This is a genomic window from Roseibium sp. RP-7, assembly GCF_053005225.1.
Genome location: NZ_JBRKQA010000002.1, coordinates 115,301 through 134,386, shown reverse-complemented (window position 1 = coordinate 134,386; position 19,086 = coordinate 115,301). Strand labels below are relative to the sequence as shown.

Genomic DNA, 19,086 nt, shown 5'->3' with positions numbered 1-19,086 from the left:
GGCCCGATGACCTGCCGGCCGACACTGCCCAGGGGCTGCCGTGTCGCAGGAACTGTTTCCAATTCACGCGGGCTGACATGCTGAAGGACACCATCAAGACCTGGGCAAAGCGCATCAAGCGAGATCTCCATGCCCTTTATCTGGCTGGAAGGGATCCGAGGGTTCCCTGGTATGTGAAGGCCCTGGCCATCGCAACCGCAGCCTATGCTCTGTCACCCATTGACCTGATTCCGGATTTCATTCCGGTGATCGGATATCTCGACGATCTGCTTCTCGTGCCGCTCGGCATCTACCTGGTGGTGAAGCTCATTCCACCGCAGGTGATGGAGGACTGCCGGGTGGAAGCTGAAAGGAGATCGGAAAAGCTGCCTGCCAACAAAATGGCGGCAGTCCTGGTTCTACTGATCTGGATCGGTGCGGCGTTGGCTGCACTTTTGTGGTTCTGGCGGCGTGTTTCTGTCTAATCTTCCGGAGTTTTTTCGGGCTCGTAAATCAGAATGTCACCGGGTTGGCAGTCGAGCACGTCGCAGATCTTTTCCAGGGTCTCGAAACGGACACCCTTCACTTTTCCGGACTTGAGCAGCGAAACATTCTGCTCGGTGATGCCAATGCGTTCGGCAAGCTCTTTGGACCGCATCTTCCTGCGGGCGAGCATTACGTCCAGTTCAATGATGATGGGCATGAAGGGACCCCCGGCGCTGTCGCTTGCTTATTTTTCGATTTTCTTCTGCGAGCTGGACGGCCTTACGCAAGAGAGAGATGAGCAAGGCATGAGCGTCCCGAGAATCATGCCTGATATTTCACTGCCATCAGCCACGGCGTCAACAATCCTTTGTTCTTGTGAAAGCTTCCGGCGCGCAAACGCGACTGGCCGTGGATGACGGGGAGCCTTGTTGCTTGCAAAGGCTGAGAGAAGGTGCGGGGGCTGAAGACATCTGCCCACCTCGGTGCCACCGTGCATGAGGCCGAGTTGCGGGAGACAGGCAACGCCATTGATGTTCAGCATTCGCAACGCTCCATGGTCCACCTCAAATGAACTGCTGGTTCTCGTCTGCAATCAGGGCAGCCTCGCGAAGGATCCAGCCGAACAGCAGCATCAAGGCACCAAGGACGAGAAAGAAGATCTCGCCACCGTCCAGACTGATGTCGACGGTGCGCTGGCCCGGGGGAAAGTCATAGGTCAGGAGGACCGAGCCGATCGGATCGCTGATCAGGTCGAAGACCGCGAACACGATAAGCCAGATGCCGAAGGAAAACACGTTTGCAAGCGTCTTCGGCGAGAAGAACTCCATCTTCTGAAACCGCTTGAAGACCTGACGGATGTTCCAGCCAACCGCCAGCAGCAGACTGAAGGCAATGGCTGCCAGTATGGATATTCCGATGCGCTGAACCTGCGGAATGTCACCCAGCATGCGTTCGGTATCGGCGACATCAAATGTTTCTTGCGCACCGATCATCAACTCGTTCGGCAGGGCGATACCGATCGTGACAACCACGCCCAGACCCAGCAGGATCAACAGGATGATGGTGACGGCCCATTTCATGAACGCGGATACACGCCGGATCCGCGTCAGCCGCTTCTCCCGTTCCGCCCATTCAAGTTCGCTCATCGGTTACTCCGCATCGTGTCATTGCGGCATCGTATCTAGTTCATCTGTCGGGAAAACACAAATTCAAAAACATTGCTATTGACAAAAAAATTATTGCAATCAATTTTCAAATTATCGTTTTACATTAATTTTTTGAATATGTGAGGCGATGAGATTGTCATACATGAAGTGAGATCACTGATGGTAAGTTCCTTTGCCAATTATGTTTTTCGTGCGCCGCCGGCCATCGGGCGCGGTCGCTCCAGGCAACGCCCCGGTGTGATCAGGCGTGTTCTGCGGAGCCACTGGCTGTTGGAGCCGCTGGTTCTGTGCGCCGTTCTTGGTGTGCTTGTCGTTGGGGCGAGTGCTGCCGATCTGGAGACTTTTGACGCTCCTGTCTATTCGCAAGCGCCACAGTCGCTCTGGGCTGGGCCTTATCTCGGCTTTGAAGCAGGTGTTTCGCAGACCGTGACAGACGTCAAATCAGGGGGGCGATCGAAGGATTTTTCACGGGTCGACGCAGCGTTCGGTCTTTTCGGCGGTTACAACTGGGAAGTCTCCCGCTTCGTCCTGGGTGTCGAAGGCGGTGCGGCCTATCTCGGCGGCCGTGAAAAAGGCAACCATCCGACGCTGGGCACCATCGAGACAGGATCCAAGTGGACGATCAATGCCAAGGCCCGGGTCGGCGTGCCGATCAACAACGTGATGCCTTATCTCAGCCTCGGTATTGCTGCGACAGAACACAGCCTCAAGGCGAACGGGACGGAGAGAAACTCCGTTTCGATTGGTCCAGTGATCGGCGGGGGTGTCGAGGTTGCGGTAACGGATGCGTGGCATCTCAGGGCCGACTACTCGATGACCGGAATCCTGGACGAGAAGGCCGGATATGGCGGTACGAAGGTAGATCGGACGGCCGGTAACCATCGGCTCATGATCGGGCTCTCCCGTTCGTTCTGATCTGTCTCCTGACAAGCCAATCCTGTCTGGCACATTTGTCCGGCAGCATGGATCGGCTGCGCTTTTCCCACTGAGCGCAGCCGTTTCCCTTTGTCTTTGTGGGCTCTGTTATCCGTAGACCAGGTTCGGCAACCAGGTGATCAGTCCGGGGAACAGCATGCACAATGCCAGTCCAAGCACCTGAAGCGCCAGGAAGGGCAGGGCAGACTTGAAGATGTCTGTCATCGGAATGTCCGCCGGAGCGACGCCTCGCAGGTAGAAGAGTGCGTAACCGAACGGTGGTGACAGGAAGCTCATCTGCATGTTCACCAGATAGAGAACACCGAACCACAGCACCAGATCGTCCGGGCTGTCGAGCCCGAAGGAGGCCGCTCCGAGCGCCTTGATGATCGGCACGAAGATCGGCACGCACAGGAGCAGGATGCCGACCCAGTCCAGGAACATGCCCAGGACGACAAGCACGATCTGCATGATGATCAGAATGCCCCATGGGCCGAGGCCGGTGGCTTCCAGCGCGCCTTGCACGAACTGCTGACCGCCTTCCAGTACATAGAGACCAACGAAGATGGTCGCGCCGAACATGATCCAGATCACCATGGCCGAAGCCTTCAAGGTGGTCAGCGAGGCTTCGCGCAGTGTCTGCCAATCGAGATTGCGGTGGATGGCGGCCACGACTATGGCACCGAAGGTGCCGATGCCGGCTGCTTCCACCGGAGTTGCGACGCCGGTGAAGATCACGCCCAGCACGATCACGATCAGCGCGATCGGAGCGGACATGTTCGACAGCAGCCGGACCTTTTCCTTGAACGGAATACGTTCTTCCTCCGGGATCGGCGGGCCTTTTCTGGGGTCGATCATGCAGCTGACGATCACATAAAGGATGTAGAGCCCGGACAGCAGCAGGCCGGGAATGACCGCGCCGATGAAGAGCTCACCAACGGACTGTTCGGCCACGACGGCGTAGATGATTGCCAGGATCGACGGCGGGATCAGGATGCCAAGCGTTCCTCCGGCCATGATCGAGCCCATGGCGATCTTCGGATCGTAGTTTCGCTTCAGCATGGCGGGCAGGGCGATGATGCCCATGGTGACAACAGCCGCCCCGATGACACCCACCATGGCCGCCAGTACGGTGGAGGCGATGATGGTGGCAGCCGCCAGGCCGCCCTTCACGCCGCCAAGCACCTTGTAGATGACATCGAACATGTCGTTGATGATGCCAGCCCGTTCCAGCATCGATGCCATGAATATGAACAGCGGGATTGCCGATAGCTGGTAGTTGGTCATCAGCGGAAAGATGCGCGACGGCACGATGTTGAGCGCCCGCTCGTCACCCAGGACGAACAGGAACACACAGGCGAGCCCTCCCGTAACGAAGGCCAGCGGCAGCCCTGCCATCAAGAGGACCAGCAGCGAGCCGAACATGATGAGTGTCAGCCACTCGATTCCGATTTCAAGTCCCATCGATCAAGCCCTGCCCATCACTGCGCGGATGTCCTGCGCGAATTTGGAAATTCCCTGGAGCACCAGCAGCAACCCGCCGAGCACCATGACCCACTTCATTGGCCAGAGCGGCACTTCCCATTCGTTGAAGCTGATTTCGCCCCAGCGGATGTTCGGATCGGTCCATTGGGCCAGGTTCCAGCTTGCAACGACATCGCTGAAGCCGATTTCACCGCGTGCCCAGTCAGATACCAGCGAGTTGCCGGAGGGAACCGCGATGGCATCGAAGGCGAAAATCCACGAAGTCACCAGCAGGGTGCCGGCGAAGATGAAGAAGAAGACGGATGTCAATAGATCGACAATTGCCTTGCGGCGCGGCGAGAGCGGCGCATAGAAGACATCGACCCGTACATGGGATTCCGTCAGCATGGCGTAGGAACCGGCGATCAGGTACTGCATGCCGAACATGAGGTACATCGCCTCGTGAGCCCAGTTGGTCGGGCTGCCGAAGACGTATCGACTCATGACCTCGAAGTAGTAGACAAGAACGGCGATCACCGCCCAGTAGCTGACAAACTCGCCACAGTAGAGCGAGAGCCGGTCAATCCAGCCGGTCCAGCCGGAAGAGACGTGATCCGCATCGTCCTTGCGCTCGGCTTCTTCCAGCTCCTTGAGCTTCTTTTCCGCCTCGCTGAGTTCCGGGTCCGGTGGCAGGTTTTCGTTCGCTTTGGAAACCAGCCGGGGCAGGAGGAGTGCGTCGACCGCCACACCTGCAAGCAGGAGCCAGAAGGCGTACTTGGCAACATTGCCCCAGAAATCGAGGGTTTCGCGAGCTGTTACGGCAGCCGGGCGGGCGGTCTCCAGAGTTGCCTCGGCCTCCGCAACCCGGGTCTTGCCCTGTTCGACACGTTGTTCGGCGCGCTGGACATCCCTTTCCGCGCGGCGCTTGGCAAAGCTGCCTTCTTCGGCCTGCGCTTCCGCCTCGGCGAGCTTTTGGCGCAAGGCAGGAAGATCGGCCTCTGCGGTCTTCACCCTTTCGCCTTCGCGCTCGAGCGTCCGCTCCGCCTGTCGCACTGCGTTGGCCATGTCCGAGACAACCGCGCGCGCATCCTGGCTTTGCGCGTTGGCGTAGAGGATCAGCACGAACACCGGGATATAGACCAGCCCGATCAGGCTTTTCAGGTAAAGCCGATGCAGGCCCAGGATGCCGCCGGTGACAAGAATGAAATAGCCGAGCACCAGCGAGTAGCGCCGTTCAGTCGGCTTAGGCCGCTTGGCAAGGGCAGCGGCGATCAGCGGAAAGATGATCAGCCCCAGCCAATAGGCCCAGTGCGGCAGGGTAAAGTCCAGATGAGGCATGCCTCTCCCTTCCCCAGGGGAAACAAGCCCCTGTTGAGTTGAACAGGACCCGCGCGGCTGGCCGCGCGGGTCCGTTTCCCGAGACGTCGTCTGGGATCAGAGGTCGAGTTCGAGGCCTTCGACCTGCTCCGGCGTGACGTAGCCGAGTGAACCGGACATCATGTAGTCGAGCTGAATCTTGAAGAGGCGCGCGCTGTCCTTGTCCCGGTTCGCATAGTTGAACCAGATCGGAACGGCGACTTCGGTCATCAGTTCGACATCGTCCTGGCTGAGCCGGGTGATTTCGGTGCCGTCGGCCTCGAACTTCGCCCAGGCTTCCTGGTCTGCCTTCTGGATGGCTGCATGGTGCATGTCGGAATAGACGTGTGTTTCCATCTCGACGAACTGCTGCATCTGCGGGCTGAGCGCATTCCAGGCATCCATGCCGACGGTGATGTCCATAAGGTCGACCGGCTGATACAGCGACATGAAGCCCGGAGGGCCCATTGAGATGTATTTGGTGACCTGGCTGAAACCGAGGGCATAGTTGACCGCCGGACCGACATAATCGGCGACGTCGATGGTGCCTTTTTCAAGTGCGGGGAAAATTTCCGATCCCGGAAGCACCGTCGTTTCCGCGCCGATCTCGGTGAAGACTTCGGCGACCATGCCGCCGGGCAGGCGCATCTTGCGGCCGCGGAAGTCATCGATCGAGCGGATCGGCACTTTGGAATGGATGATGTTGGGGCCGTGATGCACCGGTCCGACAAACATCATGTTCTGTGCGGCGTAGAGTTCACGGGCGATTTCGAGACCGCCAAGGGAATAGTAGAACACGTCCCATTCGTGCGGGTTGCGCATACCGAGCGGATAACTCGTCAGGAAGGTGGCCGCGGGGATGATGCCCTGCGCATAGATCGTGAACGGGTTGACCGCGTCCAGAACGCCATTCTTGACGGCGTCGAACAGCTGGAAATCGCCCACGACGTCGTTGGCACCGAATGGCTGGAAGGCGAGCTCCCCGCCTGTCTTTTCGGCAATGGTTGCGCACCAGTCCTTGAAGATCTGCAAACCGGCACCGCCTGGCCAGGACGTCTGGATTTTCCAGGTCGTCGTCTGGCCTTGTGCCGAAGCGATATGCGGCGCAGCGAGTGTCGCTGCTCCGACCGTGCCGGCACCTGCGAGCGTCCGCAGGGCCTGCCTGCGTGTCGTAAGTTGTTTCATGGTATCCTCCCAAATAGGTCTGGGAGCAAATGAGCGCTCGCGCGGGGAGTGTTTCAACGCCCCTTCTTCTTCGCGGAGACAAACCAGCTGTTTGTGTTCTTAAGCAGTTGTTTTGTAACTGGTTCGGGATGACCTCGAGGAAGTCTGTCGCTCTTCTTTTCCTCCCAACCAAGGGAAGGATATTACACTTACAGAATCCTGCAACCTTGCCGGACGCTCAAAACATCTTTTCCTTTTTGGAAAAAATGGCCGGAACTGTTTTGAAAATAGAGAAACACAAAGCTAGCGCTGTCTCCTCTTCCTGAAGGAAAGTGGTGTCAGGTCAGCCGAGTGTGGCGAGCCCTGTCAGATCCGCCAGAACCGCCTTGGGAGAAAGGTCCGGATATTCGTCAGGCATGCCCATCCGGTTCATCCACACGGTACGGAACCCGAATGCGGTAGCACCGGCAATATCCCAACGGTTTGAAGACTGGAAGGAAACCTCTTCCGGATAGATCCGGAAATGGGTCGTGACCATTTCATAGACCTGCGGATCGGTCTTGAAGGTTCGAAGCGCGTCGACGGAAAAGATCTCGTCGAAAAGTTCCGTCAATCCGGCGGCCTTGGCGGCAGCTTCGAGCATGGCCGGAGATCCGTTGGACAGGATCGCGATTTTAGCGCCGGTTGCCTTGAGGTTGGTCAGCACCTGCGGCACTTCCGGGTAACAATCAAGTTCCCAATAGGCGCTGAGAAGATCTTCGCGCAACGACTTGTCAGCGGAAGGCACCAGGGCGAATGCGGTGTCCAGGCCTTGCTGGGTCAGTTCCCAGAAGTCCAGATACTTGCCCATGAGGGCGCGCACCCAGGAATATTCAAGCTGCTTTTCCCGCCAGAGAGACGACAGTCTCTGGGCATCCGGTCCGAGCTTCTCCGCATGTTTGCGGACGGCGGCATGCACATCGAACAAGGTTCCATACGCATCGAACACGTAAGCTGCATGCGCCATCTTCAAGACCTCCAAGCCCTTTCACGAAACCGCGGAAGAGAACAGCCTGCGGCCTCCTGCGTCAAGCGCAGCTATCTGCGACAAAGGTCGCAGGCAGGACTTATACAACAATTGTGCCCTGCTATTGGACTGGAGGCAGGGTGATTGCGCCATCCTCTTCCACCGGCCAAAACGGGTTATAGGCAATCTCGAGCAGGTGACCGCCGGGGACTTCCACGTAAGAAGAATACCCGCCCCAGAAGGCTTTCTGGGGTTCCTTGACCGATCGGGCGCCCGCGGCGAGCGCTTTCAGGAAGCTTGTGTCCACCTCGGCTTCCGACCTGCCGTTCCAGGCGAGCGTCACCGCACCGGTGGGGCTGTCGGTGACAGAGCGTCCGATTTCCTCTTCCAGGGAGGCGCGGCCATAGAGGGCAAATACACTGCCGGGAACCTGGAAAAAGACCACTTCTGGGCCCGGCGAGGAATGAACCTGCCATCCCAGGCCGTCTTCGAAAAAGCGGCGTGCCTCGGCAACGTCTTCAACCACGAGCGTCGTCACGGAAATGCGCTGTTCCATCCTGAACTCCCAAAATTGTAACAGGAACATATAGTGAACTTTGTGTAGCGAGAGTCAATGGTCCGAGGGCGGGGGCATTGTTTCCAAGCCAAGGGTCGGTGAGGGGATCCACATCTTGTCATTGCAGAACCCGACTTGAAAAAATGATGTCGCTCAAGTGGGTGTTTTGGTGATTTTTATCCTGATATCACCGTATCTTGCGAAGAATGACAGCAACTTTCCTCAATTTCGCGGTAAGCTATTGACCTGCCGGGATGAGCGGTGTTGTTTCGGCGGACAGACTGCACAACCGCAGCGCAGAAAAGGGAAGAGACATGAGCGGATGGAGTGACACCTGGACCTGGATCGACGGGACTTGGCACGAGGGCAATCCGCCGATCATGGGCCCGCGCACACATGCTTCCTGGCTCGGTTCCAGCGTTTTTGACGGCGCCCGCTTCTTTGAAGGTGTGATGCCGGACATCGATCTACACTGCAAACGCGTCAACGACAGTGCCGTGGCGCTGGGCATGAAGCCGACCATGAAGGTTGGTGAAATGGTCGAACTCACCAAGGAAGGCTGCGCCAAATTCGGTGGTGACCAGCAGATCTACGTCAAGCCCATGTACTGGGTCGAAAGTGACGGACCCGGGGTGATCGTGGGCGATCCGGACAGCACGCGGTTCTGCCTGTGCCTGTTCGATGCGCCGATGGCACCCAAGGATGCGGCGATGAGCATCACGCTGTCTCCATTCCGCCGTCCGACTGTTGAATGTATGCCTGTCAACGCCAAGGCCGGCTGCCTTTATCCCAACAATGCGAGAGCGATGCTGGAGGCCAAAGGGCGCGGCTTCGACAACGCGGTCGTTCGTGACATGCTGGGCAATGTCGCTGAACTGACATCGGCCAATATCTTCATGGCCAAGGAAGGCAAGGTACACACGCCGGTTCCCAACGGCACCTTCCTGAACGGCATTACCCGTCAGCGCGTTATTCAGCTGCTGAGGTCCGTTGGCTATGACGTTTTCGAGCGCACCATGGACTATGGCGAATTCCTGGAAGCCGACGAGATCTTCTCAACCGGGAACTACAGCAAGGTAACGCCGGTCAAGCGGATCGAGGAACGCGACCTGCAGCCTGGTCCGATCGCGGCTCGCGCAAGAGAGCTCTACTGGGAATTCTCCCACGCCTGAGTGGGGAGTTTCATCTGACGACCAGTGCCGCGGCTACCACAAGCGCCGCGGCGGCTGCCAGGGATGAAGCAGTAAAGGACCCGGTCAGATGGTGCATCTGGCCGGCAACCCAGGGCCCGGCCATCTGCCCGACGCCAAAGCTTGCCGTCAGTACCGCAAGCATCTGACGGATTGCTGCCGGTCCGTCCCGGCTGACTTCGCGCCGTGCCTCCATCAGGCCAAGCGCGGTGATACCCATGAAGGTTGACCCGAGGAGCGCTGCTCCGAAGAGGAAGAGCCCAGGCGCTGTGCTCACCGCCGTCAAGGCAACGCCTGCCGCTTCCAGCACGCAGGCAAGAGCGAAGCCCTTTCGAGTGCCCATGCGGGCGGCAATCCTGTTCCAGACGTAAATTGAAGGTGCAGCGCACAGCCCAACTGTCAACCAGACGAAGGCTTCGGTTGATTGAAGTGCCGGATTGGCGCGTGCGATCGTATTGACGAAGGTCGCGGTGATGACATAGCCGAAACCGAACAGACCATAGGCCAGAATGAGGCGGATGCGACTGGCAGAGCCAAACGGAGATGCCGAGGCTTCGTCGGGGGAGCTTGGCGCAGGTGTGGTGACCGGCTGGGAAGACGGCTCGGACGGCACCAGAAATGCAGCCACCAGAAGAAAGCAAAGCGTGGCAGCGCCACTGGCCAGCCAGAGCCCACGCCAGTCTGCCTCCAGATGCGCCAGGAGGGCAACCAGAACAGCGGAAAAGGAAATGCCGCAGCCGACCCCGGCAAAGTGGAGGGCGCTCAAGCCGCCGCGACCGGCTGCCGTCAGCCGCTCCAGGATCAGGCTGGTTGAAAAGACCAGCGCAAAGGCGCTTGCGACCCCACTCGCGAAGCGGATCAACAGAAACAGAGTCAGGGAAGTGGTCAGCGCCATCGCGGCACTGGTCAGGGCGCTGGCAAGAAGCCCACCGAGGAACCACAGCCGGGGATTGCCCGGCAGCGACCTTGAGGCGCCGGCAAGAGCTCCAGCCAGATATCCGAGAAAATTCGCGGACGCGATCAGGCCGGCATCATCAGGCGGCAACTGCAGGCCGTCGGTCATGAAGGGCAGGATCGGGGTATAGACGAACCGGCCGATGCCCATCGCGGCAGCAAGGGCGAGCAGACCACCGAAAGCCAATGCGGCAGGAGAGCGCGAGATGGGTGACATGGAGTTCCGGTCGTGAGGCGATAGCTGAAAACTGACATGCAGTCGTTGCTATCTTGCACGATCGCTCTGCTTTGTCATTTCCAGGAACGAGTTCCGGTTGGGTTGGTCTAGGGCAGGGTGAAGGCGATCAGTTTCCGGTGCGGACACCAGGGGCGACAAGACGAGTATTGGTGCGCATTACCTTTCGCAGGGCATTGGTGTCTTACCGACTGGACCTTGGAACCGGGAGCCCGGGTCATGCAGGTCTTATGGATACAGTCGCAATGAACCATGCTCCACCGTAGCAACTGTTCGGGTAGCGGCAGGTCTTGTCGTTACATCATCAAATCCAGTTGTTTTAGCATTCGCCGAGGTCACTGCCGTTTCAGAGCCTGGTCTGAGAGTTGATGGTGGTAGCAGGGAGAATGTTTCTTGAGAAAAGAAGTGATATTTTCTACTTATTATTTAATATAATGCTATATATAAATTAAATAATGATCGAAATATGCTGAATATTATTAGATGATTCTATATTGTTTAAGTGTTTTCATTAAAAATGACGATGCTTTTCTTTGGAAAATTACTGATCACATTTCCGTGAATGGCGCAACTGCAGCCGTGTGGACGCGTTCCCCTCGTGGGAAGTGTCAATGGCAGATCGTACGTCCTAAAATAAAAAGAAAAAATTTCTTTATTTTGGGGATCGGCGCTTGCCGTGACGGCCCAGCAATCCTATTTTGCCGCTCGACGCGGCCGTTCCTGCATTCATTCTTGAGGCAGGAATGTCGCCGCCGGTCACCGACCTTTTAAGGAGTTTGTCATGTCTTTCGAATTGCCTGACCTGCCGTATGCATATGACGCGCTGGCCCCTTACATGTCTGCTGAAACTCTCGAGTTTCACCACGACAAGCACCACCAGGCCTATGTCACCAAAGGCAACGAGCTGCTCGCCGGCAGCGGCCTGGAAGGCAAATCCCTGGAAGAAATCGTGAAGGAAAGCTTCGGCAAGAACGCTCCGCTGTTCAACAACGCCGGTCAGCACTACAACCACATTCACTTCTGGAAGTGGATGAAGAAAGACGGTGGCGGCAGCTCGCTTCCGGGTGCGCTGGCTTCCGCTATCGACAGTGATCTTGGTGGTTTCGACAAGTTCCGCGCCGACTTCATCGCCGCAGGTGTTGGCCAGTTCGGCTCCGGCTGGGCCTGGCTCGCAGTCAAGGACGGCAAGCTGGAAATCATGAAGACCCCGAACGGTGAAAATCCGCTGGTACACGGCGCAGCGCCGATTCTCGGCTGCGATGTCTGGGAACACTCCTATTACATCGACTATCGCAATGCGCGCCCGAAGTACCTCGAAGCTTTCATCGACAGCATGGTCAACTGGGACTACGTGCTGGAAATGTACGAAGCTGCAACGAAGTAATTCGGGATACATCCCGTTTTGCGAAACCCCGGCCTGAACAGGCCGGGGTTTTTTGTTTGGCTGTTTCGTCAGCGTTGACGCTGTGTTCACCGAACATGGCGCACATCACGCGACCGTGATTTTCAGACCGAGCGGTACATGGGCTGTACTCGCACTGGTGAATCATTGCCGAAGGCAATTTCCACGAGAGGGAGAGAACGATGCGAATGATCAAATCGGCTGTTGTATTGGGTCTTGCGGCCGGGATTGGCCTTGCCGGTTCCATTGCTCAGGCGTCTGACGATCCGATTGCGACCCGGCAGGCCATCATGTCGTCGGTCGGCGCGGCGGCCGGGCTCGGTGGAGGCCTGATGAAAGGGGAGATCGCCTATTCTCCTGCTGCCGGTAAGGCTGCCATCGCAACGATGAATGCAGCAGCCCTGACATTCGGAGACTATTTCCCTGCAGGTTCCGATCAGGGTGAAACCGGTGCCGCTGCCGCCATTTGGGAAAATCCGGACGGATTTTCCGCTGAGCTGGCCAAGTTTGCGGACGCGACTTCAAAAGCCTTCGAAGCATCCGGCAAGGACGGTCCTGCGGATGTCGAAGCTTTCAAGGCTGCGATGGGCCCCGTGTTCGGCTCTTGCAAATCGTGCCACGAAACTTACCGTAAGAAAAACTGACCGGCGGCACTCCGGGGTCTACCGCACACAGACTGCAACAGGCAGGCTCCAGACTGTGAGACAGATCAGCGGCTTTTCACCCTGTCCGGGTTGAAGAGCCGCTGTTTTGGCGTTTCGGTGCCAGGAAGACCCAGGGAGACCTCATGAAAAAGGCTGTCATCGTCCTCGTCGTTCTTGCCGTTGTTGCGGCAGGTGCGGGTTGGTTCCTGTCCGCGCCGACGAAGCTGAGCGAAGCCCAGCTTGCCGCCATTGCGGAAGGGGATGCGTCGCAAGGGGAACTTGTATTCTGGGCCGGCGGCTGCACGTCCTGCCATGCGGCCAAGGATGCTGCGGGAGACGACAAGCTGAAGCTTGGCGGAGGCCTTCGCCTGGAGACGCCGTTCGGGGTGTTTGTTGCCCCGAACATTTCGTCCAGCACGGCAGACGGTATCGGAGCCTGGTCGCTTGCTGATTTCGCCAATGCCATGACGCATGGCACATCACCGGACGGGCAAAACTATTACCCGGCGTTCCCTTATACTTCCTATGCCCGCATGTCTGGCGAAGACATCGGCAATCTATTTGCCTTCATGAAAACGCTGCCGTCCGTCAACGGTAAAACGCCACCTCATGAGCTCGGTTTCCCGTTCAATATCCGTCGGGGGTTGGGGCTTTGGAAACGGCTGTTCCTGGATCCGTCACCCGTCATAGCCGCCCCTTCAAGCGGGAACGAGGTCGACGCTGCGCTTTGGGACCGCGGACGGTATCTGGTGGAAGGGCCCGGTCATTGCGGTGAATGCCACACGGCTCGAAATCTTGCAGGGGGACTGGATCTGGCAAAATGGCTCGGTGGCGCACCGGCTCCCACAGGTGAAGGCCGTATTCCGGACATTACGCCGGTAGACGGTGGTTTCGGCAGTTGGAGTGCAAGCGATATTGCCTATTATCTGGAAAGCGGCTTCACGCCTGAATACGATTCCGTCGGTGGTGAAATGGTGCATGTTCAGGAAAACATGGCCAAGCTTCCTGCCAGTGATCGTGAAGCGATCGCCGCCTACCTGAAAGCCATCCCGCCCGTTGCGCCGACAGCCAACTGACGACATCACGCGGACCTTTTGTCATTCCATGATTCAATCGCAGCAAATTTCGATCGTACCCGTTTCAAACGAAAACGACCTGGCGCCGATCCGGCACCTGTTTCGTGCCTATGTCGACTGGCTCGGCATCGACCTTTCCTACCAGGGCTTTGAAGAAGAGCTTGCAGGTCTGCCGGGGAAATACGCGCCGCCGTCCGGGGCGCTTTTCCTGGCAAAGGATGAGGAAGGCTCGGTTCTCGGTTGTGTTGGCCTGCGGGCGTTCGGAAAAGACGGTGCGTGTGAAATGAAGCGGCTTTACGTCCTGCCGGACGGACGCGGCAAGGGTGTGGGTGGTGCGCTGGTGGAGGCTGTAATCGCAGCGGCGGTTGCCGCCGGCTACCGGGAGATGCTTCTGGACACGCTGCCAAGCATGACGGGTGCCATCAAGCTCTATAAGGCCGCGGGGTTTGAGCAAGTTGGCGCCTATTACGATACGCCGATCCTGGAGACGGTTTTTTTCAAAAAACAACTGAACGAGTAAACAACTGACGCTTTCAAACAAAACCACCTGCGAGCAGGTGGTCAAGTTTCGCTTTTTATTATTGGGTCGTTTTGCCCGTGCACAGTTATTCGAGAAATTGGAACGCGTATCTCCAGAAAGTTGTAGAGCCGGTCCATTGCTATTCAACTAAGGGATAATACGTATTTCTCGATCCGGTTGCAAGTCGTTCATCGATCAGGTTGCAATGATCGCTTCAACTTCGACCCTCAGCTGTGGGTGAAACAGAGCGGCAACACAGACCAGCGAGCTAGCAGGAACCTCATTTTCATAGAGTTCTGCAAGGGCTGACCGGATTTCCGGCAAGTCGGTCATGTCGGTGACGAACACGGTTACTTTCACCAGATCTTTCAGTGATCTTCCATAGTGGGCGGCGATCGTGTTCAACTGAGCGAACACCGCCCTGATTTGCGGGCCGGCCGAATCGGCCTGTGCAGGTGTGCCGAAAGCTGTGAAACCGGATGTATAGACCGTCTGTCCATGCCGAACGGCGTGGGTATAGGGGCCTGCCGGCAGGCCCAGTTCCTCGAAATTCTGTCGGGCAAGAGGCATTATTTTTCCTTTTCTGATTACGGCAGGCGGGCTGAAAGGAACAGCGTTGCCTTTTGCACGGGCGGGCCGAGAAAGAAGGCGATGACGGCAGCTGCGGGCCAGGCCAGACGAAAGGCATTCATCCATTGCCAGAAGAACCTGTCGCTCCAGCCGAGGTTCAGGAATGTGACCCAGCACGACATCAAGAGCGACAGACCCAGTGACATCAGCAACGTCGCGATCAATCGGTTCTTCATGACTGACTACCTTTTGATCGCTTCGCTGGTGCCGATTTCGCCCAGTTCTTCAATGTAGCTGACCTGTGTCAGGTTCTGCGCGAGATAGGCCTTGGTGTGCGGCATTTCGAAATGGGCGGCCAGGGCGTCCTTGTCAGTCCAGCTTTCCCACAGGGTGAACTTGTCGGGATCCTGCAGGTTCTGCCGGATTTCAAAGAAATTGCAGCCGGGTTCGTGTTGGGTTTCAGCCACAAGTCGGCGCAGTTCCGTCTCTGCCCTGGTCCGCTCCGCACCTTGTTGCAGTTCGATACCAGCGCTGATGAAGTAATTGCCCATGAGTGTCTCCGTTGCGTTTAAGGACGAAGACAGATTTATTGATTTCTCTAATCTCAATCTATATCGAATAATGAGAGTTTAAATTTTGAAAATGAAATCATGCTCGACGACATCGCCTTGTTTGTTCACATCGCGCGTAATCGAAGCCTGGCAAAGGCTGCTGCGCATCTCGGATTGCCTGCGGCAACGGTGACCCGGCGCCTGGCGAAGCTGGAGGAAACCATCGGCACGCAGCTGGTCTTTCGCTCCGCGCGGAAGTTCGATCTGACGGTGGCGGGTGAGGCGTATTTCGAGGCCTTTGCCGACCTGGTTCAAAACGCTGAGACGACATTGGACGGGTTAAGCACTGATCTGCACGGTCTTCGGGGAGCGTTGAAGGTGGCGGCGCCCACCAATATTTCCATCGGCATCCTGCAGCCCATGTGGTCGGATTTTCTCAAGACCTTTCCGGAGATCCAGCTGACGCTGACGCTCAGCAACGAGAACAAGGATCTGCTGGAACACAGGGTCGATATTGCCCTCCGAGCCGGACCCCAAACCGATGAGCGGCTTTACCAGAAGCGTCTCGGGGTGGTGGCAACGGTTCTCGTTGCGGCGCCTGCTTATATTGAACAGGCGGGTGCCCCGGAAAGACCGGACCAGATCGGCCGGCACAAGGTGGTGCGGGTGTCCACGCTTCCGCAATGGCAACTGACAAATCGGGAAACGGGCTGCCGCGAAACCGTGCCTGTCGATGCACGTGTCGTTGTCGATGACATCAGCCTTGCCCGGCAGCTGGCCGGCGACGGTCACGGGCTCGCTCTGTTGCCTGTGAGCGAGATTTCCGATGACCTGATTTCAGGCCGCCTCACACCTGTGCTCGCAGACTGGCAAGGGCAGCAACGGGATATCTTTGCGGTATGGCCCACCGGGCGGCTGCTCAACGCCCGGGCGCGCTGCCTGCTTGATTACATGGAACCGTTCATGGCAGCGCTTCCCGTGTTTCAGGGGACTGTCGTCCAGCGTGATCCTGCAAGATCTGCTTGATGTCCTACGCAGTGTAGGGATTGCAGCGGATGTAGCGCGGCTGATCTATGTAGCTGGACATGACCGCAAGCCATGCGTTGCATTCGCCTTGAGTCTTGAAGCAACCGGCCTGGGAGATGATGTATTTCTGGCTGAAATTGAAGACCTTGCCACCGGCAATGCCTTTCCAGCCGCTGCCGGTAAAGGTGCGGCAGTCATAAGCTGTGTTGTAGGTGCTGGGGATGTCCTGCCGGTTCTTGGTGAAGGTGGGGGAGAACAGCAGCGTTTCCACCACGTTGCCGCCGGTCGTGTCGTAGGACTGGCATGCGGCAAGGCTCAGCGTGGCGGCCATGACCGGAACCAGGCGCAACCCCTTTTTCAGCCCATCAGCAAGGCGGTGCGGAAGTGTGCGGTAGCAGGTCATCACGGGCTCCAGTGAACAGCATCGGTACGGTCCAGGACCGTTCAATTGATTGATTTGCAACAACTCTCACATGAGCCGAAGACTTGGTCAAAATCAAGTCACGTTCGCTCGGGTGGTACCCGCAAGGGCGTGTGAAAGGAATTTAGGTTCCCGGGCGTGCGAACTGCTCCGCACGCCCGGAAAATCCTCGGGCCTGACGAGGTGTCAGGCCTTGTCGGTCACCAAAAGGGCAAAGGCCTGGGTTTCGGCGACTTCCTTCAGCCGGTCGAAACGGCCGGAAGCGCCGCCATGACCGGCTTCCATGTTGGTTTTCAGCATCAGCAGCTTGTCACCTGTGCCGGTTGCCCGCAGCTTGGCAACCCATTTGGCCGGCTCCCAGTAGGTTACGCGCGGATCGGTCAATCCGCCAACTGCCAGGATGGCCGGATAGGCCTTTGCCTCGACGTTGTCATAGGGCGAGTAGGACGCGATGTAATCGTAGGCTGCCTTGTCCGTAATGGGGTTGCCCCATTCCGGCCATTCCGGCGGCGTGAGCGGCAGCGTGTCGTCCAGCATGGTCGACAGAACGTCGACAAACGGAACTTCGGCAATGATGCCGCCGAATTTTTCCGGTGCCAGGTTGGCAATCGCCCCCATCAGCATGCCGCCGGCCGAGCCGCCCTGAGCGACGATACGGTCGTGCGAGGTGAAGTTTTCCGCAACTAGATGGTCTGCTGCGGCAATGAAGTCGCTGAAGGTATTCTTCTTGTTCTCGCGCCGCCCATCCTTGTACCAGTGGAAGCCCTTGTCCTTGCCGCCGCGAATATGGGCGATGGCGTAGACGAACCCCCGGTCGACCAGCGACAGGCAGTTGGTGTTGAAGCTTGCGGGTATGGTGATGCCGTAGGAGCCATAGCCATAAAGCAGCAGAGGTGCGGAGCCGTCGAGCCTGGTGTCCTTGCGGTAGAGCACAGACACCGGCACGGTCTCGCCGTCGGCTGCGGGAGCCATCAACCGGCGGGTGACATAGTCGTCCGCATCATGGCCGGAAGGCACTTCCTGTTCCTTGCGCAGAACACGCTCGCGGGTCTCGACATTGTAGTCGAAGGTCTGCGATGGCGTTGTCATCGAGGAATAGGTGAAGCGGATCGTGCTTGTGTCGAACTCGTATCCGCCGCCAAGGCCGAGCGAATAGGCTTCCTCGTCGAAGGCGATGGAGTGCTCGATGTTGTCTGCAAGCCGCCGGATCACGATGCGCGGCAAGCCGTCTTCGCGCTCCAGCCGCGTCATGAAGGACTTGTAGACGCAATGCGACAGGATCAGGCATCCTGCCTTGTGAGGCACAAGATCGGACCAGTTTTCGCGGCCGGGATTGCCTTTCGGCGCAGTGACGATCTTGAAGTCCTCGGCGCCGCCTGCGTTGGTCAGGATGTAGAGTGTGTCGCCGTGATCGTCGATGGAATACTCGATACCGGTCTCGCGCTCTGCGACAAGCACCGGTTCGGCGGTCGGGTCCGTTGCCGGGATCATCCAGACTTCGGACGTCTCGTGATCATGAATGTCGATGACGATCGTGTCGCCGGACTGGGTCTTGCCGACTCCCATGAAGAAGCCGGCATCCTTTTCCTCGTAGACGAGAACGTCGCTCGCCGGGTCGGAACCGACTTCGTGACGGAAGAGTTTCGATGGCCGGTGGTTGGCGTCGAGGCGAACGTAGAACACATAGCGGCTGTCTTCCGAGAAGACGCCGCCGCCGCCCGTATCCTCGATGGCGTAGTCGAAATCCTTGGCAGACTGGGCGTCGCGCAGCTTCAGTGAATAATATTCCGAGCCCTTGTCGTCATAGGCCCAGGCGATGAGCTTGTGATCCGTCGACTGGCTGACGCCGCCGATCCGGAAATATGCCGTTCCTTCGGCTTCCTTGTCGCCATGGAGAAGTACCGTTTCCGCGCCGCCGTCACGCGGGGTGCGAAAGAAAACCGGTTGCTGGCCGCCGGTTTCATACTTGAGGCCGTAAGCGAAGGGTCCGTCGGGCGCAGGAACCGAGCTGTCGTCTTCCTTGATGCGGCCGCGCATCTCCGCAAAAAGCTTCTCCTGCAGAGCCTTCGTCGGTGCCATCTGCGCTTCGTGATAGGCATTTTCCGCTTCCAGATAGCTGCGGATGTCGGCATCCAGCACGGACGGGTCTTTCATGACCTCCTGCCAGTTGTCCGCCCTCAGCCAGGCGAAGTCGTCCTGGCGGGTAATGCCGTGGGTCTCAAGGGTGAGGGGGCGCGCTGCGGCGCGCGGGGGAAGGGCATCCTGTTTCATGGATCGGAGGTAAGATTTTTGAGCCTTGAAGGCAAGGGTCAATACTGCCGAGGCGGCTGGGTGTTTCCGCTTCCAGGCAATCCTGTCGTGCTTTCAGACAAGAGCGGCGCCTCGCAAAAGTCTTTGACATTTTT

21 protein-coding genes are annotated in these 19,086 nt (G+C 58.0%); 8 read left to right on the top strand and 13 right to left on the bottom strand.

The genetic code is table 11. The annotated features are described in order from the left end of the window. The first annotated feature begins 77 nt into the window (after positions 1 to 77). Positions 78 to 464, top strand: coding sequence for a YkvA family protein (locus tag ACVDG9_RS15265; protein ID WP_447238371.1), 387 nt, complete (start codon positions 78 to 80; stop codon positions 462 to 464). Here the strand turns inward: ACVDG9_RS15265 and ACVDG9_RS15260 are convergent. Both ACVDG9_RS15260 and ACVDG9_RS15255 read right to left on the bottom strand, forming a co-directional pair. Further along, positions 461 to 682 (bottom strand): helix-turn-helix domain-containing protein, encoded by a 222-nt coding sequence (locus ACVDG9_RS15260; RefSeq protein ID WP_023000973.1) that lies wholly within the window; start codon positions 680 to 682, stop codon positions 461 to 463. The two genes, ACVDG9_RS15265 and ACVDG9_RS15260, sit on opposite strands and share 4 nt — an antisense overlap. A 346-nt stretch (positions 683 to 1,028) precedes the next feature. Further along, entirely contained in the window at positions 1,029 to 1,610 is a 582-nt protein-coding gene (locus ACVDG9_RS15255; protein ID WP_023000974.1) for a hypothetical protein, read from the bottom strand. 180 nt (positions 1,611 to 1,790) lie between these two features. Between ACVDG9_RS15255 and ACVDG9_RS15250 the strand changes: the two genes are divergently transcribed. Further along, positions 1,791 to 2,546, top strand: coding sequence for an outer membrane protein (locus ACVDG9_RS15250; RefSeq protein WP_447238370.1), 756 nt, complete (start codon positions 1,791 to 1,793; stop codon positions 2,544 to 2,546). A 108-nt stretch (positions 2,547 to 2,654) separates the two neighbouring features. Here the strand turns inward: ACVDG9_RS15250 and ACVDG9_RS15245 are convergent, their stop codons facing one another. The 5 genes from ACVDG9_RS15245 to ACVDG9_RS15225 all read right to left on the bottom strand — a co-directional run bounded on the left by ACVDG9_RS15245 (position 2,655) and on the right by ACVDG9_RS15225 (position 8,092). Continuing rightward, positions 2,655 to 4,010 (bottom strand): TRAP transporter large permease, encoded by a 1,356-nt coding sequence (locus ACVDG9_RS15245; RefSeq protein WP_023000976.1) that lies wholly within the window; start codon positions 4,008 to 4,010, stop codon positions 2,655 to 2,657. A gap of 3 nt (positions 4,011 to 4,013) precedes the next feature. Further along, entirely contained in the window at positions 4,014 to 5,348 is a 1,335-nt protein-coding gene (locus ACVDG9_RS15240; RefSeq protein WP_023000977.1) for a TRAP transporter small permease subunit, read from the bottom strand. 96 nt (positions 5,349 to 5,444) lie between these two features. After that, the gene (gene dctP, locus ACVDG9_RS15235; protein WP_023000978.1) at positions 5,445 to 6,551 is read right to left on the bottom strand and encodes a TRAP transporter substrate-binding protein DctP; all 1,107 of its coding nucleotides are present in this window, start codon (positions 6,549 to 6,551) and stop codon (positions 5,445 to 5,447) included. Positions 6,552 to 6,873: 322 nt separating this feature from the next. Beyond that, complete coding sequence (locus tag ACVDG9_RS15230; protein WP_023000980.1) at positions 6,874 to 7,536, bottom strand: haloacid dehalogenase type II; 663 nt, start codon at positions 7,534 to 7,536, stop codon at positions 6,874 to 6,876. A 121-nt stretch (positions 7,537 to 7,657) separates the two neighbouring features. Further along, a complete protein-coding gene (locus ACVDG9_RS15225) occupies positions 7,658 to 8,092 on the bottom strand; it encodes a VOC family protein (protein WP_055654941.1) in 435 nt (144 codons plus the stop codon). Between the two features lie 314 nt (positions 8,093 to 8,406). Between ACVDG9_RS15225 and ACVDG9_RS15220 the strand changes: the two genes are divergently transcribed. Next, positions 8,407 to 9,264 carry a branched-chain amino acid aminotransferase gene (locus ACVDG9_RS15220; protein WP_055656627.1) on the top strand — a complete coding sequence of 286 codons (858 nt, stop codon included), beginning with the start codon at positions 8,407 to 8,409 and terminating at the stop codon, positions 9,262 to 9,264. A gap of 10 nt (positions 9,265 to 9,274) precedes the next feature. On the opposite strand, the gene ACVDG9_RS15215 is transcribed toward ACVDG9_RS15220, so the two are convergent. Further along, a complete protein-coding gene (locus tag ACVDG9_RS15215) occupies positions 9,275 to 10,453 on the bottom strand; it encodes a YbfB/YjiJ family MFS transporter (RefSeq protein ID WP_447238369.1) in 1,179 nt (392 codons plus the stop codon). Between the two features lie 799 nt (positions 10,454 to 11,252). Here ACVDG9_RS15215 and ACVDG9_RS15210 point away from each other — a divergent pair. The 4 genes from ACVDG9_RS15210 to ACVDG9_RS15195 all read left to right on the top strand — a co-directional run bounded on the left by ACVDG9_RS15210 (position 11,253) and on the right by ACVDG9_RS15195 (position 14,113). Further along, positions 11,253 to 11,855, top strand: coding sequence for a superoxide dismutase (locus ACVDG9_RS15210; protein WP_023000984.1), 603 nt, complete (start codon positions 11,253 to 11,255; stop codon positions 11,853 to 11,855). A 200-nt stretch (positions 11,856 to 12,055) separates the two neighbouring features. Then, positions 12,056 to 12,517 carry a c-type cytochrome gene (locus tag ACVDG9_RS15205; RefSeq protein ID WP_370199026.1) on the top strand — a complete coding sequence of 154 codons (462 nt, stop codon included), beginning with the start codon at positions 12,056 to 12,058 and terminating at the stop codon, positions 12,515 to 12,517. Between the two features lie 143 nt (positions 12,518 to 12,660). Beyond that, positions 12,661 to 13,593, top strand: coding sequence for a cytochrome c (locus tag ACVDG9_RS15200; RefSeq protein WP_077292604.1), 933 nt, complete (start codon positions 12,661 to 12,663; stop codon positions 13,591 to 13,593). 28 nt (positions 13,594 to 13,621) lie between these two features. Next, positions 13,622 to 14,113, top strand: a complete 492-nt coding sequence (locus tag ACVDG9_RS15195) for a GNAT family N-acetyltransferase (protein ID WP_447238368.1) — start codon at positions 13,622 to 13,624, stop codon at positions 14,111 to 14,113. Between the two features lie 195 nt (positions 14,114 to 14,308). Here ACVDG9_RS15195 and ACVDG9_RS15190 read toward each other — a convergent pair whose 3' ends face one another. From ACVDG9_RS15190 to ACVDG9_RS15180, 3 genes are read right to left on the bottom strand one after another with little or no spacing between them, the layout of a single operon-like run. Then, positions 14,309 to 14,683 (bottom strand): RidA family protein, encoded by a 375-nt coding sequence (locus tag ACVDG9_RS15190; RefSeq protein WP_447238367.1) that lies wholly within the window; start codon positions 14,681 to 14,683, stop codon positions 14,309 to 14,311. A gap of 17 nt (positions 14,684 to 14,700) precedes the next feature. After that, positions 14,701 to 14,919: a DUF2798 domain-containing protein gene (locus ACVDG9_RS15185; RefSeq protein ID WP_023000989.1), complete on the bottom strand. Its 219-nt coding sequence runs from the start codon at positions 14,917 to 14,919 to the stop codon at positions 14,701 to 14,703. Between the two features lie 6 nt (positions 14,920 to 14,925). After that, positions 14,926 to 15,234 (bottom strand): putative quinol monooxygenase, encoded by a 309-nt coding sequence (locus ACVDG9_RS15180; RefSeq protein ID WP_023000990.1) that lies wholly within the window; start codon positions 15,232 to 15,234, stop codon positions 14,926 to 14,928. Positions 15,235 to 15,333: 99 nt separating this feature from the next. Here ACVDG9_RS15180 and ACVDG9_RS15175 point away from each other — a divergent pair, with 99 nt between their 5' ends. Then, positions 15,334 to 16,260: a LysR family transcriptional regulator gene (locus ACVDG9_RS15175; protein ID WP_297834958.1), complete on the top strand. Its 927-nt coding sequence runs from the start codon at positions 15,334 to 15,336 to the stop codon at positions 16,258 to 16,260. Between the two features lie 4 nt (positions 16,261 to 16,264). Here ACVDG9_RS15175 and ACVDG9_RS15170 read toward each other — a convergent pair whose 3' ends face one another. After that, positions 16,265 to 16,663 (bottom strand): hypothetical protein, encoded by a 399-nt coding sequence (locus tag ACVDG9_RS15170; RefSeq protein ID WP_023000992.1) that lies wholly within the window; start codon positions 16,661 to 16,663, stop codon positions 16,265 to 16,267. Between the two features lie 204 nt (positions 16,664 to 16,867). Continuing rightward, a complete protein-coding gene (locus tag ACVDG9_RS15165; protein WP_168684064.1) occupies positions 16,868 to 18,952 on the bottom strand; it encodes a S9 family peptidase in 2,085 nt (694 codons plus the stop codon). Between the last annotated feature and the right edge of the window lie 134 nt (positions 18,953 to 19,086).

Bases quoted from the DNA above. Each gene is read 5' to 3' on its own strand.
- ACVDG9_RS15260 (WP_023000973.1), bottom strand. From the start codon at position 682: ATGCCCATCATCATTGAACTGGACGTAATGCTCGCCCGCAGGAAGATG.
- ACVDG9_RS15265 (WP_447238371.1), top strand. From the start codon at position 78: ATGCTGAAGGACACCATCAAGACCTGGGCAAAGCGCATCAAGCGAGAT.
- ACVDG9_RS15240 (WP_023000977.1), bottom strand. From the start codon at position 5,348: ATGCCTCATCTGGACTTTACCCTGCCGCACTGGGCCTATTGGCTGGGG.
- ACVDG9_RS15210 (WP_023000984.1), top strand. From the start codon at position 11,253: ATGTCTTTCGAATTGCCTGACCTGCCGTATGCATATGACGCGCTGGCC.
- ACVDG9_RS15205 (WP_370199026.1), top strand. From the start codon at position 12,056: ATGCGAATGATCAAATCGGCTGTTGTATTGGGTCTTGCGGCCGGGATT.
- ACVDG9_RS15180 (WP_023000990.1), bottom strand. From the start codon at position 15,234: ATGGGCAATTACTTCATCAGCGCTGGTATCGAACTGCAACAAGGTGCG.
- ACVDG9_RS15195 (WP_447238368.1), top strand. From the start codon at position 13,622: ATGATTCAATCGCAGCAAATTTCGATCGTACCCGTTTCAAACGAAAAC.
- ACVDG9_RS15220 (WP_055656627.1), top strand. From the start codon at position 8,407: ATGAGCGGATGGAGTGACACCTGGACCTGGATCGACGGGACTTGGCAC.
- ACVDG9_RS15250 (WP_447238370.1), top strand. From the start codon at position 1,791: ATGGTAAGTTCCTTTGCCAATTATGTTTTTCGTGCGCCGCCGGCCATC.
- ACVDG9_RS15200 (WP_077292604.1), top strand. From the start codon at position 12,661: ATGAAAAAGGCTGTCATCGTCCTCGTCGTTCTTGCCGTTGTTGCGGCA.
- ACVDG9_RS15215 (WP_447238369.1), bottom strand. From the start codon at position 10,453: ATGTCACCCATCTCGCGCTCTCCTGCCGCATTGGCTTTCGGTGGTCTG.
- ACVDG9_RS15185 (WP_023000989.1), bottom strand. From the start codon at position 14,919: ATGAAGAACCGATTGATCGCGACGTTGCTGATGTCACTGGGTCTGTCG.
- ACVDG9_RS15245 (WP_023000976.1), bottom strand. From the start codon at position 4,010: ATGGGACTTGAAATCGGAATCGAGTGGCTGACACTCATCATGTTCGGC.
- ACVDG9_RS15225 (WP_055654941.1), bottom strand. From the start codon at position 8,092: ATGGAACAGCGCATTTCCGTGACGACGCTCGTGGTTGAAGACGTTGCC.
- dctP (WP_023000978.1), bottom strand. From the start codon at position 6,551: ATGAAACAACTTACGACACGCAGGCAGGCCCTGCGGACGCTCGCAGGT.
- ACVDG9_RS15165 (WP_168684064.1), bottom strand. From the start codon at position 18,952: ATGAAACAGGATGCCCTTCCCCCGCGCGCCGCAGCGCGCCCCCTCACC.
- ACVDG9_RS15170 (WP_023000992.1), bottom strand. From the start codon at position 16,663: ATGACCTGCTACCGCACACTTCCGCACCGCCTTGCTGATGGGCTGAAA.
- ACVDG9_RS15255 (WP_023000974.1), bottom strand. From the start codon at position 1,610: ATGAGCGAACTTGAATGGGCGGAACGGGAGAAGCGGCTGACGCGGATC.
- ACVDG9_RS15175 (WP_297834958.1), top strand. From the start codon at position 15,334: ATGCTCGACGACATCGCCTTGTTTGTTCACATCGCGCGTAATCGAAGC.
- ACVDG9_RS15230 (WP_023000980.1), bottom strand. From the start codon at position 7,536: ATGGCGCATGCAGCTTACGTGTTCGATGCGTATGGAACCTTGTTCGAT.
- ACVDG9_RS15190 (WP_447238367.1), bottom strand. From the start codon at position 14,683: ATGCCTCTTGCCCGACAGAATTTCGAGGAACTGGGCCTGCCGGCAGGC.